The organism is Roseibium hamelinense, assembly GCF_007830545.1.
Taxonomy (GTDB): Bacteria; Pseudomonadota; Alphaproteobacteria; order Rhizobiales; family Stappiaceae; genus Roseibium; species Roseibium hamelinense.
In genome coordinates, this window is record NZ_VLLF01000001.1 from 301,170 (window position 1) to 317,479 (window position 16,310).

At 57.5% G+C, this 16,310-nt stretch carries 11 protein-coding genes, 1 tRNA gene and 1 riboswitch; of the genes, 6 read left to right on the plus strand and 6 right to left on the minus strand.

The genetic code is table 11. The annotated features are described in order from the left end of the window. Positions 1–294: 294 nt before the first annotated feature. From JM93_RS01480 to JM93_RS01495, 4 genes are all read right to left on the minus strand, one after another. On the minus strand, positions 295–1,524 hold the full coding sequence (locus tag JM93_RS01480; protein ID WP_145340298.1) for an SAM-dependent methyltransferase: 1,230 nt from the start codon (positions 1,522–1,524) through the stop codon (positions 295–297). A gap of 9 nt (positions 1,525–1,533) precedes the next feature. Further along, positions 1,534–2,397: a DUF1365 domain-containing protein gene (locus JM93_RS01485; protein ID WP_145340299.1), complete on the minus strand. Its 864-nt coding sequence runs from the start codon at positions 2,395–2,397 to the stop codon at positions 1,534–1,536. Next, positions 2,394–3,689 (minus strand): NAD(P)/FAD-dependent oxidoreductase, encoded by a 1,296-nt coding sequence (locus tag JM93_RS01490; RefSeq protein ID WP_145340300.1) that lies wholly within the window; start codon positions 3,687–3,689, stop codon positions 2,394–2,396. The genes JM93_RS01485 and JM93_RS01490 overlap by 4 nt, the downstream gene beginning before the upstream one ends. A 211-nt stretch (positions 3,690–3,900) precedes the next feature. Further along, positions 3,901–4,494, minus strand: a complete 594-nt coding sequence (locus tag JM93_RS01495; RefSeq protein ID WP_208994861.1) for a hypothetical protein — start codon at positions 4,492–4,494, stop codon at positions 3,901–3,903. Between the two features lie 850 nt (positions 4,495–5,344). On the opposite strand from JM93_RS01495, the gene JM93_RS01500 reads away from it, so the two are divergent. Beyond that, a complete protein-coding gene (locus tag JM93_RS01500) occupies positions 5,345–6,109 on the plus strand; it encodes a substrate-binding periplasmic protein (RefSeq protein ID WP_170230469.1) in 765 nt (254 codons plus the stop codon). Positions 6,110–6,184: 75 nt separating this feature from the next. On the opposite strand, the gene JM93_RS01505 is transcribed toward JM93_RS01500, so the two are convergent. After that, positions 6,185–7,102: a hypothetical protein gene (locus tag JM93_RS01505; RefSeq protein WP_145340302.1), complete on the minus strand. Its 918-nt coding sequence runs from the start codon at positions 7,100–7,102 to the stop codon at positions 6,185–6,187. Positions 7,103–7,563: 461 nt separating this feature from the next. Between JM93_RS01505 and JM93_RS01510 the strand changes: the two genes are divergently transcribed. After that, entirely contained in the window at positions 7,564–9,315 is a 1,752-nt protein-coding gene (locus JM93_RS01510) for a M10 family metallopeptidase C-terminal domain-containing protein (protein WP_196220764.1), read from the plus strand. Between the two features lie 201 nt (positions 9,316–9,516). Here the strand turns inward: JM93_RS01510 and JM93_RS01515 are convergent. Next, positions 9,517–9,592 (minus strand) — tRNA-Asn (locus JM93_RS01515). Positions 9,593–9,886: 294 nt separating this feature from the next. After that, a riboswitch (cobalamin riboswitch) is annotated at positions 9,887–10,100 on the plus strand. Positions 10,101–10,201: 101 nt separating this feature from the next. Between JM93_RS01515 and cobU the strand changes: the two genes are divergently transcribed. The 4 genes from cobU (at position 10,202) to cobO (ending at position 16,294) form a co-directional block, all read left to right on the plus strand. Further along, positions 10,202–10,744 (plus strand): bifunctional adenosylcobinamide kinase/adenosylcobinamide-phosphate guanylyltransferase, encoded by a 543-nt coding sequence (gene cobU, locus JM93_RS01520; protein ID WP_145340304.1) that lies wholly within the window; start codon positions 10,202–10,204, stop codon positions 10,742–10,744. Beyond that, a complete protein-coding gene (cobW, locus tag JM93_RS01525) occupies positions 10,741–11,835 on the plus strand; it encodes a cobalamin biosynthesis protein CobW (protein ID WP_145340305.1) in 1,095 nt (364 codons plus the stop codon). Before cobU ends, cobW begins: the two co-directional genes overlap by 4 nt. 71 nt (positions 11,836–11,906) lie before the next feature. Next, positions 11,907–15,662, plus strand: a complete 3,756-nt coding sequence (gene cobN / locus JM93_RS01530) for a cobaltochelatase subunit CobN (protein ID WP_145340306.1) — start codon at positions 11,907–11,909, stop codon at positions 15,660–15,662. Further along, a complete protein-coding gene (gene cobO, locus JM93_RS01535; RefSeq protein ID WP_145340307.1) occupies positions 15,659–16,294 on the plus strand; it encodes a cob(I)yrinic acid a,c-diamide adenosyltransferase in 636 nt (211 codons plus the stop codon). The genes cobN and cobO overlap by 4 nt, the downstream gene beginning before the upstream one ends. The last annotated feature ends 16 nt before the right edge of the window (positions 16,295–16,310 follow it).

Genomic DNA, 16,310 nt, shown 5'->3' on the forward strand with positions numbered 1-16,310 from the left:
ACGCAGCACATTACACCCTGAAAAGTCTTTGCAAGTGGCCGCTGTGGGCTCGTTCTGGACCTTCGTTGCACAAATCACGCACGACAGCTCAGGGCCGAAAGCGACGGCGGGCCTGCAGGGCGCGCATAACTGTTTTGCTCTGCGCCGGGCTCGGAATCTGAACGGCAAAAATGACAGCACTGGAAAAAAGCTCTCGCTTTGTGAAACAAAGCGAGAGCAGATATACGTGCAACTACGGTTACTTAAGGGCTGGAGTCGCCCGTTTTTAGCGTTTTGTGATCGTGTGTCTGCCGATCAGGTGTTTTTCACATAAACCATCTGCCGCACATCAATATTGCCGGCCCGGAATCCCGCCTCACAATAGTGCAGATAAAACTCCCAAAGCCGCTTGAACCGCTCATCAAATCCGAGCGGCCGGATGCGCGGCCAGGCGTCCCAGAAGCGTGTTCGCCATTCGGCAAGTGTGCGTGCATAATCCTGTCCGAATATCTTTTGATCCTTGAGGTCAAGGCCAAGAGACTTGCCGATCTCGGTGAGCTTTGACGGCGGCGGGAGCATACCACCCGGAAAGATGTGCCGCTGAATGAAGTCGGCACTCCGACGGTAATCGTCGAACATCCGGTCTTGGATGGTAATGATCTGAAGTCCTGCCCGGCCACCGGGTTTCAAGCAGTTTGACAGTTGTTTGAAATAGGTCGGCCAATAGCGTTCACCGACGGCCTCGAACATTTCGATCGAGGCGATGCGGTCATAGGTGCCGCGTTCGTCCCGATAGTCCTGAAAGCAGATTTCCACCTTTTCGTTCAGGCCCGCCTTGAAAATGCGCTCCCGGGCGAAATCATACTGCTCGCGGGAGATGGTCAGTCCGCGGATATGGGCACCAACTTCCTTGCCCACGAATTCGGCAAAACCACCCCATCCGCAGCCGATTTCGAGCACTTTGTCATTCGGCCCGATTTGGGTTTCCCGCACGAGCGAGGCATATTTCAAGGCCTGTGCGGCTTCCAGATCGGTGGTCTTGTCGTCAAAGATCGCCGAAGAGTAGGTCATCGACGGATCAAGCCATTCCTTGTAGAAGGCGTTGCCAAGGTCGTAGTGGGCGGAAATGTTGCGTTTTGAACCGCGCTTTGTGTTCATATTCAGCCAATGGCGCACCGAAAGCAGCGCGCGCATCAGCGGCCGCCCATGCAGAGCCTCGAATGTGGCATCCCGGTTGATGCAGAAAAGCTCCAGGAATCCCGTAACGTCAGGCGACGACCAGTAGCCAAGCATGTAAGCCTCGCCAACGCCGACATTGCCGCCTTTCACGACCATGCCTGCAAATCGCCAGTCATGAACATGCAGAATGGCGTCGGGACCGGGTTCAGCACCTTTCAGCATGAAGGCTTGCCCATCCGGCAAATGGACAAGCAAGGATCCGTAGCGGAGCGACAAGAGCATGGTGAGGCCCAGCCGGGTCCAGCGTGGAAGCCCCCGCAAGTGTTCGCGGGCGTTTGAGGAATTCAATACAACGACATCAGTCATGGTTCAGCCTCATGAGGAAGATGCACCGTGCCCCGTCGAAAACGTCTGGCAGGAATTGGGTTCTTCTATTGTTCCGTTCGGTCCGTAGTTTGACCTTGGATGAAAGCGAATGCGTTTGCGCCAAATCTTGAATGCCTCCCAGTGAATCGCCGCGATAACCTTAAACGTCAGTAGCGGCATGCGCAGACACAGCCTTAGAATGTTCGGTGTCGCGAAATCTTGCAAGTTTCCGGTGAAGGTTGCCGATAACAAAGGACCTTGCGGGTCGGTTTCCAGGATCCTGACCCGGGTCGATTTGCCAGGCGGCAACAGCCGGAAGTGGTAGTGTTGCTCCATGTCGATGAAAGGCGACACGTAGAATACTTTGCGCTGATCCTGCCGTATCCCGGCTTCGCTTACGTGGCCGGGCTCAACCTTGTGAACGTAGCTGTGCAGATCACCGAATGTGTTGCGCACCTCATAAATCACGCCGGTCAATGTGCCCTGTGCATCATAGCCGTAATAAACGCTCAGCGGATTGAACACGTAGCCGAGGACGCGGGGATAGCACAGCAGCAGCACCCGGTCAGGTTTGACAACGCCTTTCTCCTGAAAGCGCGCATTGACATAGTATCTGAGGTCGGAGCCATCCCTTGGCCCATGATCCGCCGGGTTGAAGGACAGAAGATTGAAACCGTTGACCGAGAAAAACGGGCTCATGCGCTCTGCCTCAACCAGCCGGTCAATATCGATCAGCAGGTTGAAAACGTCATATGTGAACCGGTGCTCCTTCGGCTTCATCCGATGGTGCATCACCTTCCCGGCATAGAATGCTGCGGCGGCATCCGGCGGCGGGCCATTTTCGGCACATGTGGATGCCGCAATCTTCGTCATTCGGCAGCTTCCAGAACCGGGGTCTGGCCGGCGGTGTCCCACGGCAGACTCGCGCCCAGTGCGCGGGCGACATTCAATCCGGACGCCATTCCGTCTTCGTGGAAGCCGTGACCGGCCCACGCCCCGCAGAACCACGTTCGGTTTTGCCCCTGGATTTCGTCCAGACGCTTTTTCGCCGCCAGCGCACCAGCGTCAAACTGTGGGTGGTCATACACGAAGCGCGCGAAGGTCTTGTCGTCTTCCGGTGCTGCCGGCGGGTTGAGTGTTACGAAAACAGGTTTTGATTTGTCGATGTTCTGCAGCCGGTTCATCCAGTAACTCACCATGACGTCGCCGCCAGCTTCGGTTTCCAGCGTCGACATATAGTTCCAGGATGCCCAAACCCGCTTGCGCTTTGGCATCAAGGCCGGATCCCGGTGCAGATACACCGTGTTGGGCCGGTACCGGATGTTGCCAAGAATTTCACGTTCAGGGCCGGTTGCATCTCCAAGCAAGGCAAGGCTTTGATCTGTATGGCTGGCGAGGACCACCTGGTCGAAATAATCGGTATTGCCCGTTGAATCGGTGATTGCTACGTGGTCTGCCTCGCGCAGGATCTGTGTCACCGGGGTCCCAAGCCTGATGCGCCCGGCGAGCGGGGCGACCAGGCGGTTGACATAGTTGCGGCTTCCTCCGGACACGGTCCTCCAGATCGGGCGGTCAAAATGGATGAGCCGGTGATTATCGAAAAACGACACGAAACTCTCTGCCGGGTATCCGTGCATGTCTTTGATCGGTGTCGACCAAATTGCAGCACCCATAGGCAGAAGGTAATCGTTGATGAAAGCGCTGGAATACCGGTTGGCGGTCAGATATTCGCCAAGGGTCACACCCTCTAGCTTTCCGGCCCGCAGGTCGATAACGCACTGCTTGTTGAACTTAAAAATCTCGCGCAGCATCATCAAAAAGCTGGGGGAGGCGATATTCCGCCGCTGTGCAAAAATCGTGTTGAGGTTGTCGCCGCACCATTCTTTCTTGCCGCTCCGCGCTGACAGGGCAAAACTCATGTCGCTCTCTTCGGTTTTGACACCGAGATGGTCGAGCAGAGCGGAGAAATTCGGGTAGTTCAGGTCATTGAAAACGATAAACCCGGTGTCGACAGACATCGGTGTGCCATCATAGTCGATATCTACCGTTGCACTGTGCCCGCCGGGCCGAAGTCTTTTTTCGTAAAGAACCACTTCATGCTTGTCGCAAAGGGCCCAAGCTGCACTGTTCCCGGCAATACCGGAGCCGATGACGGCAATCCGCATGGCAAATCCTTTTGATGCATTTCATTCTACGGCGGGCGGGGTGCGTTCGGAAGACACCGTTGGCGGAGATCATCTTTCGCATCCCGATTTGGCCTACGCCTCTTGATACGACTCAGATCAGCAAAGGGTTTCAATTAAACTTTGATTCTGTTGAAAAAAAAGGCCCGCGACGTGCGGGCCGTATTTTTATGCTTTCAAATTGCAGGCGCGGTTACGCGTGAAGCGTGTCCACCAGCCAGTTCCAGGCGATTTGAATGCGGTCTGCCGCGGCCTGGAAAAACGCCATGGTTTTTGTCCATACGCTCTGGCCAAACTCGGCAACGTGAAGCAGGGTCGATTTTTCCCGCTCTTCTGTTGCTTCAATGAATTCGACAGATGTTGCCGCGTTACCTTCTTGAACCACGCGCCGGGTCACGACCAGATTGCCTTCGGTCGGGACACGGGATTCATCAGTTTTTGCAATTTTGGTCGCCGGGTCGATTGATCTCACAACAACCGCCCGCCCGTCTGGAAGCAGATGGGTTTCGTTGCTGAGAACTTCTGAATTGTAGATGACTTCGCCATACCCGTCGATAAGCTCGACCCAGATGGTGTTACGACCCTGCAATTCGATTTCGCCAACCCAGATTGTCAAATCGCTATTAAGCGGATCCGCTTGTTGCGGCGTGGCCGAAGCCACGGTCACGGCAAGCTGATCTTCCGGGATTGTATAGGTTTCCTGCGCTACGGTCTTCGCGGATGCGCCGGTTGCCATCATCATGGCAACGAGCCCAGCCATTCCTGCTAGTCTCAATACCTGTTGCATTTTACGCCTCCCAAGGCCAACACAACTGTGTTTAAGCAAGCGATGTGCCAGGCGTATTTTTGCTCTCTTGGCGTTTGTGCCCTAGCGTCATCGGTCACGATTTCGCCATTATTGCACCAAAGCGGCCGGACCGGGTGTAACTTAAGTCACAAATTCACGTGAATCCGTTCATTTTTGATTCATTTTTGGAGCTAAGGCCGGAATTTACCTTAAGATTCACGGTCGGGGCAGTAAGTAGCATGGTCATTACTGCCTATGTTTGGGTTTTTATTTTTTACTATATCGACGCATGCGGGCAATGCCGACGTGCTGGTTTGTTCAAATATCGAAGGACAAACCCGTATCGAAATGACCGATTGTACAGTCTAAAGAGGCCTGGGAGGCGATTTACAGAGACAAGTATTAACGTCACAAGCTTGCGCAAAGCTGACGTTGCGCCACAATTGCGGTCATAATCCGGCCTTGCTGCTTCATTCTGCGAAGCGGGATTCGCATTTTTGACAATCACTAGGGTTCGGTCCGAGAACGTGCTGTGCGGAGACGCACGAGGCAGCGCCGAGCTTCCGGTGAGAGCAGCCGTCCTCTAGACAAAAGCAGTCAGGCGATCATCCAAAGCACACGGGTTCGGGGCAAGGTTCGGGGGAGGGGGCGCATCCCCCGCCGCCGTGACGTTTGATTTCAGGACGGCTGTTGTCCAAAGCGCCGCGTATTGGAAAGATTTGTTTCAAGTCTTTGTAAAGGATGAGTGGGAAATTCAGGTGCCCGTTCATAATCGGGTTCCTGAATGACGCATATGGTACGCGCAAGCCGAGACGGCTTTAAATCACATGCTTGTTGGAGATGCTCAATCATGCTTTTGAAACTCAAGCCTACGGTTCGCTACAGCATTGCCGCTGCTGGTCTTTCTGCCGCGCTGTTGGCACCGATCAGCGCCCAAGCCGAAGACATCGTCGTTGGTGTCGAGAACCTGTCCTACTATCCGCACTATACCATGGACGGCGGCGAGTATGGCGGGTTCGCCCGCGCCCTGCTTGATGCATGGGCTGCGGATCAGGGTCACAATTTGACCTACAAGCCATTCCCGATCACCCGGCTGATGAGCATGCTGGTCAATGGCGAGGTCGATCTGAAATACCCGGACAATGCCTATTGGTCCGCAGACATGAAACAGGACAAGAACGTCATCTACTCCGAACAGATCGTTGAATATATCGATGGCGTGTCCGTGAAACCGGAAAAGATTGGTGCTGGCATGGGGGCCGTTGAAACCCTCGGCACCGTGCGCGGCTTCACGCCATGGTCGTGGCTTGATGAGACCAAGTCCGGGCAGGTAAAGCTTTCAGAGGTCAACGAGCTGGATGGGCTGGTCAAGCAGGCGGTGAGCGACCGGATCGACGCAGCCTACGCCAATGTGGCCGTGATCCAGCATCATCTGAGTGAAACCGGTCAAGATGGCGCCCTGGTGTTTGACCCGGATCTCAAGCATACCCGTGACTTCTACTATATGAGCTCCACGACCAAGCCAGGCTTGATTGAGGATTTTAACGGCTGGATGGCGGCCAATCAGGACAAGGTCGATGCGCTGAAGGCCGAGTACAACGTCGCGCTCGACTGAACGGTTTGCAGTTTCCAAAAGCAGCAGCAGGGCAGCGTTCTCGGATGCTGCCCTTCGTGCTTTTCTCAAGAAGCGTCATGTATTGTCCGGCAGATTGATGACATGCCACGTCCGTGTCCGCTCCGGGTACACCCCTGCCGCATTGTAGGCGCGCTCGATGGTGCCATCTTCGGCCAGCAGCATGAGCCCGCGGTCGAGCGCTTTGTGTGCTTTCGCACCCGCAGGATTTGCCAGAGAGATCGCGATGACCCTTTCGCCATTCAAGGACAGTCTCACACCCATCAGAGGCACAAGCGTCTGACCGAACGCCCTGAGTTCCATGCCTTGTCCCGATTGGAAGGGGGCGAGCAACACGTCGGCACGCCCCGAGCTCACCATGCGGACCATCGACTCCCACGGCCGGATGTTTGACAGATGTTTCGGGGCAAGCGCCGTAAGGGCGCTCCAGTCGGGCCGCCAGGATTTGCTGGAGACGAAATGAAGGGTCTTTATTTCGTCGGCTGTCATATTGGGAAAAACATCCGGATGGTTCGGGCGGGTGTATAGGCCAACCAGAAATTTGCCATTCGGAATAAGCGGAAAACTGGCGGCAACAGCCTCCTTGGCTTCGAAGTCGTTTTTCCACGTTGAACTTCCGGTCAGCGTGACCTGACCTTGTTCAACTTGTTGGATCATCCGCGCATAGGATGGCATCGGTACAAGGTTTATCGCTTCGTCGTAGCCGCCCCGGCGCAGGGCCTTGATGACGAGGCCCACTTCAACCACATCGCGCCGCGCAGACGGACGCTCAAAGACGGTGAATGTTTCCGTGTCTTGCTCAGCGGTATCCCCGCCTTCGTTCATGAAGGCGCGAAAGTCTGCCAAAACGTCCTCCACAACTGCGATTTCCGCCGCTTGGGCAGGGACTAGAACACCAAGAACAAAACAAAGAATGCTTGAAAACAAGCAAAGCCTGAGGTGCCAGCTTGGCCGGAGGCTCTTGGATTCTGTCATAAGGGGCTCCTGCGCCAAGGATGAGCGGCTCCGGGCATCCAGCCAAAGAAAAGACGTTGCGCGCCGACGCACTCTGGCGCCTATCGCCAAGGCTCGCAAGTGACAAATGCCGTAACGGAAGAAATTGGATGGCGCCTCTTTGAAAAACTGACATGCGTATATCCGGACGGCGCAACTCTGGGCTGCTAACTGCTGAGCGGTCGGCGGCCTTTGACAACCATCGGTGCCAGTACGGGGGAAAAGGCCGCTGGATTGACGGCCGTCTCACGGCTCTGTCAGTGCTCCGTTTTGTACCGCTTTGCCCGGCATAGAACATTTTTTTGAACCGTTTCGGAGGCGACTGTTGTGGCCAATCCTGAGCGAAATATACGTTACGGAAAATTTTGCATGCGAGCCGCTTGAATACAAGCAATGGTTGTTACAACATGAGCGCGCAACCTATAAAAATCCAGAGGTTAAATATGTGCAAGTTATGTTTGAGCAATCAGCTTTCGGTCTCTTACGAGCCGAATGCGTCGCCGGACAAGTCCGGAGGCGATCTGACAGGCGCTTCGGGAAATGGCGTTGGTGTTCTCGATTTTCCGGCAGTCCAATTGCCGTTGTCTGATCAGGCGATCGCCTACTCGGAAACGACCGATGCTGCTGCCAGCACCGGGACCATCTACTCCATGAGTGCGGGAGATACTTTCGAAGGCAGTCTCAGCTTTGGCGATTCGGACTGGGTCCGTGTGGAGTTAACCGCTGGGACAAGTTACACGCTGGATCTGTTCGGGAGCGGATCAAACGGCGTTGCGGACACGGTTTTGCGTCTTCACAACAATTCGGGAGACCTGGTTGCCTTCAATGATGATGGCGGCAGCGGTTTAAATTCCAGGCTTGAATTCACGGTGAACACCGGCGGGACCTACTACATCAACGCATCTGCCTACCGTTCATTGCAGACGGGTGATTACACCATCGCCCTGCAGGAGGCGTCCGGTCCAACACCGCCTCCGGGTTCATCCCCTCTGGATGCGCTGGACTGGGGCGGGTCCCGTGTCGCCACCACAAATATCGAGGTTTACTTTGCCCGTGCCGGCGAGCGGTTCGACGGCCAGACTTCGCAAGGCTGGACGCAGGCTCAGATCGATGGCGCCATGGCGTCTCTGAACGACTTGTCCGAGAGCACCAACCTGACATTTTCCGTGACGAACAACGCCAGCTCTGCGGAATTCAAGTTTGTCACGAGTACTCTTGCCGGGGGGGCGTATGCCTACATGAACCCGCCGAACACCGGCAATCCCGGTGTCGCTGTGTTCAACACAAACAACATGGACCTCAGTAATCTTGGCAAGGGTTCCCTGGAGTATTTCGTATTCCAGCACGAGGTCGGTCACGGCCTTGGCATGTCGCATCCGCATGACCGGGGTGGCGGCTCGAACGTAATGGAAGGTGTGTCCAGCCCACGGGGTGATTTGGGAGATTTCAACCTAAACCAGGGCATCTACACAATGATGAGCTACAATGTCGGGCATGCCGAGCTGTACCCGGTCTGGCCCGACACATTCGGGGCGACCGCTGGTCCGATGGCGTTCGATATCGCACTGCTTCAGGAAAAATATGGGGCGAAGGCCGCCAACACAGGCAACGACGTCTATGTGCTTCCTGACAGCAATGGTGCGGGCACTTTCTATTCCGCCATTTGGGACACCGGCGGAACCGACACGATCGCCTATAACGGAACCGGCAGTGCAAATATTTCGCTGGTTGCGGCCACCCTCGACTATAGCAGCACCGGCGGCGGTGTCCTGTCCTATGCAAACGGCATTCGGGGCGGATTCACTATTGCCAACGGCGTCGAAATCGAAAACGCCACCGGCGGTTCCGGGTTTGATATTCTGCAAGGCAATGCACTTGCAAATGTCCTCGACGGTTCCGGCGGCAACGACATTTTGAATGGCGGGCTGGGCAACGACCTGCTGCTCGGCGGGGCGGGAAGCGACCGGTTCGACTTCTCCAACGCGGGCGATATCGACGTCATCGCCGATTTCGAGGACACACTCGATATTATTCAGATCCTGTCCGGCTCAAATGGCTTTGGGGCGACTGGGTTTGCGGACCTCAGCCTCAGCGAAACGGGTAGCGATGTGCTTGTCGAATACGCGGGAAGTCAGATCGTTATTCAGGGAACCAGTCTTGCCTCGATCGGCAGCGATGATTTCGTGTTCGTCTAAGCCTGAACTGCGATAGTTCCATGACAAATGCATATCGCATCTGCCACCTCGGCCGGTGCGAAATGTTCAGGAATTGGAGTAGAGGATGATGCGCCAGTTTTGCTCTGGCATTGCCGCGAGGGCCGCCGAGCCTGTGGCGGCCAAACGGGTCACACAGGTTGCACCGTAATCGCATGCAAGAACTTTTAAGGTATAAAAAGATGGCTCCCTGAGCAGGACTCGAACCTGCGACCCAGCGATTAACAGTCGCTTGCTCTACCAACTGAGCTATCAGGGATCAGCACATCGCGGGGTGGGCAAGTCGTCCGCCCCGTTGGTGAGGATGCGTATATCAAACGCTTTGCCGGTTTGCCAAGTCCCAAATTGTGTTTTTTTGTTCAGCTTCGTTCATGACCCATCGGCATGTGGAAAACCGTCGAAGTTTCAGTAATCTAGGCTGTAGACGGCTTTGTGTTTTGAGCGGGTTTGGGCAGCTTTTGCAGGTATGAATGCAAAATTTGTCGAGTTCTTCCCACGGCTTCGGCCGCCCGCTTGGTTGCGATCGCCGCTTGTGCCCTTGAAGAAGACCCGATAGGACTTGTGACATCACGGTTTCCAAGACCGCTGCAGGCTTGGGATCAAACGGGAATTCGGTGCGGGGCAAAGTGTATTGCGCCCCTATGCCGAAGCTGCCCCCGCAACTGTGAGCGGCGAGCTGGCACGCGCGTCCACTGGGATCTTCCCGGGAAGGAGCGTGTCCGCAATAACCCGCGAGCCAGGAGACCGGCCGTGATGGATTTGAAACTGCCAAAGCTGTCGGGTGGACGGCACTAGGTGAGGATATGAGCGCATTCTGTTCCGGCAATCCGCCGCCATTCGCCCAACCGGGCAATCCCGGCGGGATGCCATGTTGAAGAACCCCGGCACATTGGTGATTGGCGGCGCCCGTTCCGGAAAAAGCCGGTTTGCTGAACACCTGATTGTCAGTTCCGGCTTGCCGCGCACCTACATCGCCACCAGCACGCCATTTGACGACGAGATGACGGCGCGCATCGCCAAGCACCGCCGGGAACGCGGCCGCTGGTGGGCCACAATCGAAGAGCCCCTCGATATTGCATCCGTGATTTTCCGCGAAACGGGGCCGGAAAAAGCCGTTTTGGTCGATTGCCTGACGCTGTGGCTCAACAATCTGATCTTTTATGAAAAGGATATCGCGGCCGAAACGCTCCGCCTGTGCGAGCTTGTAAAGGATCTCAGGGGACCTTGCGTTTTTGTGTCGAATGAGGTGGGGCTGGGCATTGTGCCGGAAAACCGCCTGTCCCGGTCGTTCCGGGATGCGCAAGGCCGTCTCAACCAGGATATCGGCGAGGCTTGCGGCAAGGTCGTCTTTGTTGCCGCGGGTCAGCCTATGCTTCTCAAGCCACGTCAAGAACCGGAAATAACATTATGAAAACAGGACAAAAAATCCCAGCGACTATCATCACCGGATTTCTTGGTGCGGGCAAAACAACCCTGATCCGGAACTTGCTGCAAAATGCAGACGGCAAGCGGATTGCCCTGATCGTCAATGAGTTCGGCGACATGGGATTTGACGGATCGCTCGTCAACGGCTGCGTCGATCCGGGATGCGCCGCTGAGGAAGTGGTGGAGCTGACAAATGGTTGCATCTGCTGCACTGTCGCCGATGACTTCCTGCCGACTATGGAGATGCTGCTGGCGCGGGAAGCGCCGCCGGAGCATATCGTCATCGAAACATCGGGGCTTGCCCTGCCGCAACCCCTGGTTCGGGCGTTTTCATGGCCGAGCGTAAAACCGAAAGTCACGGTTGACGGTGTGGTGACCGTGCTGGACGCTGCCGCGCTTGCCGAAGGCCGTGTCGCGCTGGATGAGGCCGCGCTTGAAGCGCAGCGGGCCGCAGACGAAGCGCTGGATCACGAAAGCCCCGTGGAGGAACTGTTTCACGACCAGCTGAAATGCGCCGATCTGGTGGTGCTCAACAAGGCGGACCTTGTGTCCGCAGATGCGTTGGCCGAAGTGCAGGCCCGGATCGCCAAAGACCTGCGGGCCAACGTTCATATCGTCTCATCGGAAAAGGGCAGCCTGCCAATTGCGGTCCTTCTGGGCCGGGGAGCCGCAGCCGAAGATGATATGGCCGCGCGCCACGAGCACCATCATCACCATCATGACGAACACGACGACCATCATGAAGAGGATGATGACGAGCATCACCACCATGATCACCACCACCATGACGACTTCGAAAGCCATGTCATGACAGTTCCGGCGTTTTCCAGCCTCAAGGATGCGGAGGCACGGGTGCTTGAGGCCATGGGGCAAAAAGGCGTGTTGCGGATCAAGGGCGCCGTCGCGATTTCGGGCAAGGCCGCGCCGGCCATGGTTCAGGCGGTGGGGCCACGGGTCGAGACCTGGTTTGCCGCGGGCGCAGAACGTGCGGGCCGGCTGGTGGTCATTGGCCTGAAGGGACTTGACCTGGACGCGGTGTCCAGCCAGCTCGGACTGATCGGCGAGGCGGCAGAATAACCCTCGGCACCGCTCGCCCTGTGTTTTTGCAGGGCCGGATCCAAAAATCATAACAAAAGGACCCGCAGCCGATGCATATTCTCGCCAGCCAGGCCCGCCGGATTGATGACGGGGGCGACGCCGTCGACCTGGGGCAGGCGCCGGCCGACATCGTTTTTCTGTCGGCCGCCGACACGGAACTGGGCAGTCTCGCAAGCGCGCAAGGCAGCATTGAACCGGCATCGGTAAGTCTGCGCCTTGCTTCGATCATGGCGCTGCAGCACCCGTATTCCGTTGATCTGTATGCAGAACAGACGATCGCCGGCTCGAAACTGGTGATCATCAGGCTATTGGGCGGCGCTGAATACTGGCACTACGGGTTGGAGCGGCTGGAGGAAGAAGCGCGGGCATCCGGTGTCAAGCTGGCCGTCATTCCGGGAGATGACAAATGGGACAAGGAACTGGCAAGCCGGTCCAATCTGCCCGAAGCCGAGGTGCACCGGCTCTGGCGGTATCTTGTTGAGGGTGGGGCTCAGAACTGTCGCAATTTTCTGGAGTTCGCCGGATTCCTGCTCGGTAAGACAGAAGACCCTGCGCATCCGGTGCCGCTGCCGCGTGCCGGAATTTACATGCCCGGCGCCGTGGCTCCCGATCTTGAGACCCTGAGAGCGTCCTGGACAGATCCGGCCCGTCCGGTGGCGGCCATCACCTTTTACCGCGCTCTGGTTCAGGGCGCGCAGACGCCGCCTGTCGATGCGCTGGTCCGTGCACTGGACGATGCCGGGGTCAATGCGCTGCCGGTCTTTGTCTCCAGCCTGAAAGAGTCGGAGTCTTCAGAGATTCTTGCGGGTTTATTTGAGGGCGCCGATCCTGACGTCGTGATCAACGCAACTGCTTTTGCCGTTTCAAAGGTCGGTGCTGAGCACCAGACGACCCCGCTGGATGCCCCTGGAAAGCCCGTGCTGCAAGTCGTGTTTTCCTCCTCCTCCAGGGAGGGCTGGGAAGAGAGCGATCAGGGTCTTTCCATCCGCGATCTCGCCATGCATGTGGTGCTGCCTGAAATCGACGGACGGTTGCTGACACGGGCCGTGTCCTTCAAGGAAGAAGGCACCTTTGACGCGGCGACCCAGTCAACCCCGGTGCGCTTTGTGCCGGAGCGCGACCGAATTGCCTTTGTCGCACAGCTGGCGGCAAACTGGGCGCGGCTCGGACGAACAGCTGCGCGGGACAAAAGAATTGCGCTGATCCTGGCAAATTATCCGAACAAGGACGGGAGGTTGGCCAATGGTGTTGGTCTCGACACTCCGGCGTCGGCGGTCAAGGTGTTGGCATCGATGGCAGAGGCGGGCTACGGCACCGGACATGCTCCAGCCTCGTCCCGCGCGCTTATGGAACTGTTGGGCGCGGGGGTCACCAATGCGCTGAGCGGGAGAGAAAACCGCGAGTCGTTTGAATCGCTTGCGCTTGAGACTTACCACACTGCTTTCAATAGGCTGCCGGTGCGGGTGCGCGCAGCTGTCCAAGACCGGTGGGGCATGCCGGAAGACGATCCGCATGTGGTGGACGGTCATTTCCGTTTGGCGCTGCACCGGTTCGGCAATCAGGTCATCGGAATACAGCCCGCCCGCGGCTACAACATCGATCCGAAAGAGACCTATCACGATCCGGATCTGGTTCCGCCGCATCATTATTTTGCGTTTTATATCTGGCTCCGGCAGGAATTTGGGGCCCACGCGGTTGTGCATATGGGCAAGCACGGCAATCTGGAGTGGCTGCCGGGCAAGGCACTGGCGCTCTCCCAAGGCTGTTTTCCGGAAGCGGTGCTTGGGCCGGTGCCCAACATCTACCCGTTTATCGTCAACGATCCGGGTGAGGGCGCTCAGGCGAAGCGCCGGACCTCCGCCGTGATTGTGGATCATTTGACGCCTCCTTTGACAAGAGCTGAAAGCCATGGGGTGGCGGAAGAGCTTGAGACGCTGCTCGATGAATATTACCTCGCCAGCGGGGTCGATCCCCGGCGCCTGAAAGCCTTGACCCGCGATATCCTGGATGTTGCCGCGCGCCATGGTCTCGACAGGGACATTGGCATCACGGATGACATGGACGAGGAGACGCGCCTTGCCCGGCTCGATGCGCATCTGTGCGATTTGAAAGAGCTGCAAATCCGTGACGGGCTGCACATTTTGGGTGAAAGCCCGTCCGGCGGCCTGTTGCGCGACCTGGTGATCGCCTTGACGCGGGTGCCACGGGGCAAGCAAGCAGAGGATGAAAGCCTTTTGCGGGCCCTTGCGCGGGATTTTGGACTTGACTGCTTCGACCCGCTGACTTGCGATTTTGCCGCTGCCTGGGCCGGGCCGCGTCCTCCGGCATTGCATGAGATATCGGAGGCTCCATGGCGGTCCTGCGGCGACACGGTGGAGCGCTTGGAACTGTTTGCACAGCAGCTCCTGGACCAAGAAACGCTTCCGGACGATTTTGAAGCGACACACGCGGTGCTGCACGAGATCCGGACACGGATCGAGCCAAGTGTCACCGGCTCCGGGGATGCTGAAATCCGGGCCGTGCTGAATGCCCTTTCCGGAGCTTTTGTGCCGCCGGGGCCGTCCGGGGCGCCGTCGCGCGGACGACCTGACGTCTTGCCGACCGGGCGGAACTTTTACTCAGTGGATGTGCGCGCCGTGCCCACTGAAACCGCGTGGAGGCTCGGCCAGCAATCGGCTGCGCTGGTCGCGGAGCGCTATTTTCAGGAGGAGGGCGAGTGGCCCTCCGCACTTGTGCTCACCTGTTGGGGCACGGCGAACATGCGCACCGGCGGCGATGATATTGCGCAGGCGCTGGCCATGATTGGTGTACGTCCGGTCTGGGAGGCGGGATCTGGCCGCGTAACCGGATTTGAGGTGATGAGCCTTTCGGAGCTGCAACGCCCGCGGATTGACGTCACTCTGCGGGTTTCCGGGTTCTTCCGCGATGCGTTCCCCCATCAGATTGATCTGTTCGACAGTGCTGTGCGGGCGGTCGCCAAGCTCGATGAGCGGGCGGAGGCCAACCCGATTGCGGCCCGGGTGCTGAAAGACCGGATGAGCTTCGAAGCGGAAGGGCTTGATGCCGATGAGTCAGCCTTTCGGGCCGGGTTCCGGGTGTTCGGTTCCAAGCCAGGCGCCTACGGTGCCGGTCTGCAGGCGCTGATTGATGAAGGCATCTGGAGCGAGCGCAGCGATTTCGCAGATGCCTTTGTCGAATGGGGAGGCTACGCCTATGGTGGAGGGGCGGCTGGAAAGGCGGCGAAGAGTGATCTGAAAACCCGCCTGTCCGGTGTCGATGCGGTGCTGCACAATCAGGACAACCGGGAACACGATCTTCTCGACAGTGACGATTACTATCAGTTCGAAGGGGGGCTGGCAGCCAGCGTCGAAGCGCTGAAGGGTGCGGCGCCGAAAGTCTATCACAACGACCATTCGCGTCCCGAGCGCCCGGTTGTGCGCAGTCTTTCAGAAGAAATCGGCCGTGTGGTGCGCGGGCGTGCCGCCAATCCGAAGTGGATCAAAGGCGTGATGCGCCACGGTTATAAAGGCGCGTTCGAGATTGCCGCAACGCTGGACTATCTGTTTGCCTTTGCTGCAACGACGCGGGCGGTTGGTGACCATCACTTCGATCAGTTGTTTGAAGCTTATATCGAAAACGCCGAGGTGCGGGATTTCCTGTTAGACGCCAATCCTGCAGCCTACGGTGAGATACTGGCGCGATTCAACGAGGCCATCCGGCGGGACTTGTGGACCCCGAGACGCAACTCGACCCACGCGCAACTGGCCGACTTCAAGACAGTCTTGACCGAGGAAACACGCAAATGAATGACAAAAAAACGGACAGCCTGAGCGAAGACGAGCTGAACGAGCGTCATGCGGAGAAAATGCGCAAGAAGAAGGCCGCACGCGACAAGATCATGGCCACCAAAACCATCGAAAAGGGCCTGATCATCGTCAACACCGGGAAGGGGAAGGGCAAGTCGACCGCGGGCTTTGGCATCATCTTCCGCTCGCTCGGGCATGGCCACAAGGTCGGCGTTGTACAGTTTGTCAAGGGACGGATCGACACTGGCGAGCGCTTGGCGCTGCAAAGGTTTGACGATCTCGTCACCATCAAGCGCATGGGTGAGGGCTTTACATGGGAAACGCAGGACCGGCAGCGCGACATTGACGCAGCGCGTCAGGCCTGGGACGCTGCCAAGGAAATGATCACCTCGGGCGAGTGCCGGATGGTCCTGTGCGACGAGCTGAACATCGTCTTGCGCTATGATTACCTGCCGATCGAGGAAGTGGTCGACTTTTTGAAAAATGAAAAACCCGAGGACGTTCACGTCGTCATCACCGGGCGCAACGCCAAGGACGAGCTGATCGAGGTCGCGGATCTGGTCACCGACATGACGCAGGTCAAACATCCGTTCCGGTCCGGCGTAAAGCCGCAGGAAGGGGTTGAATTTTAGCCGCAACCTGGTGACG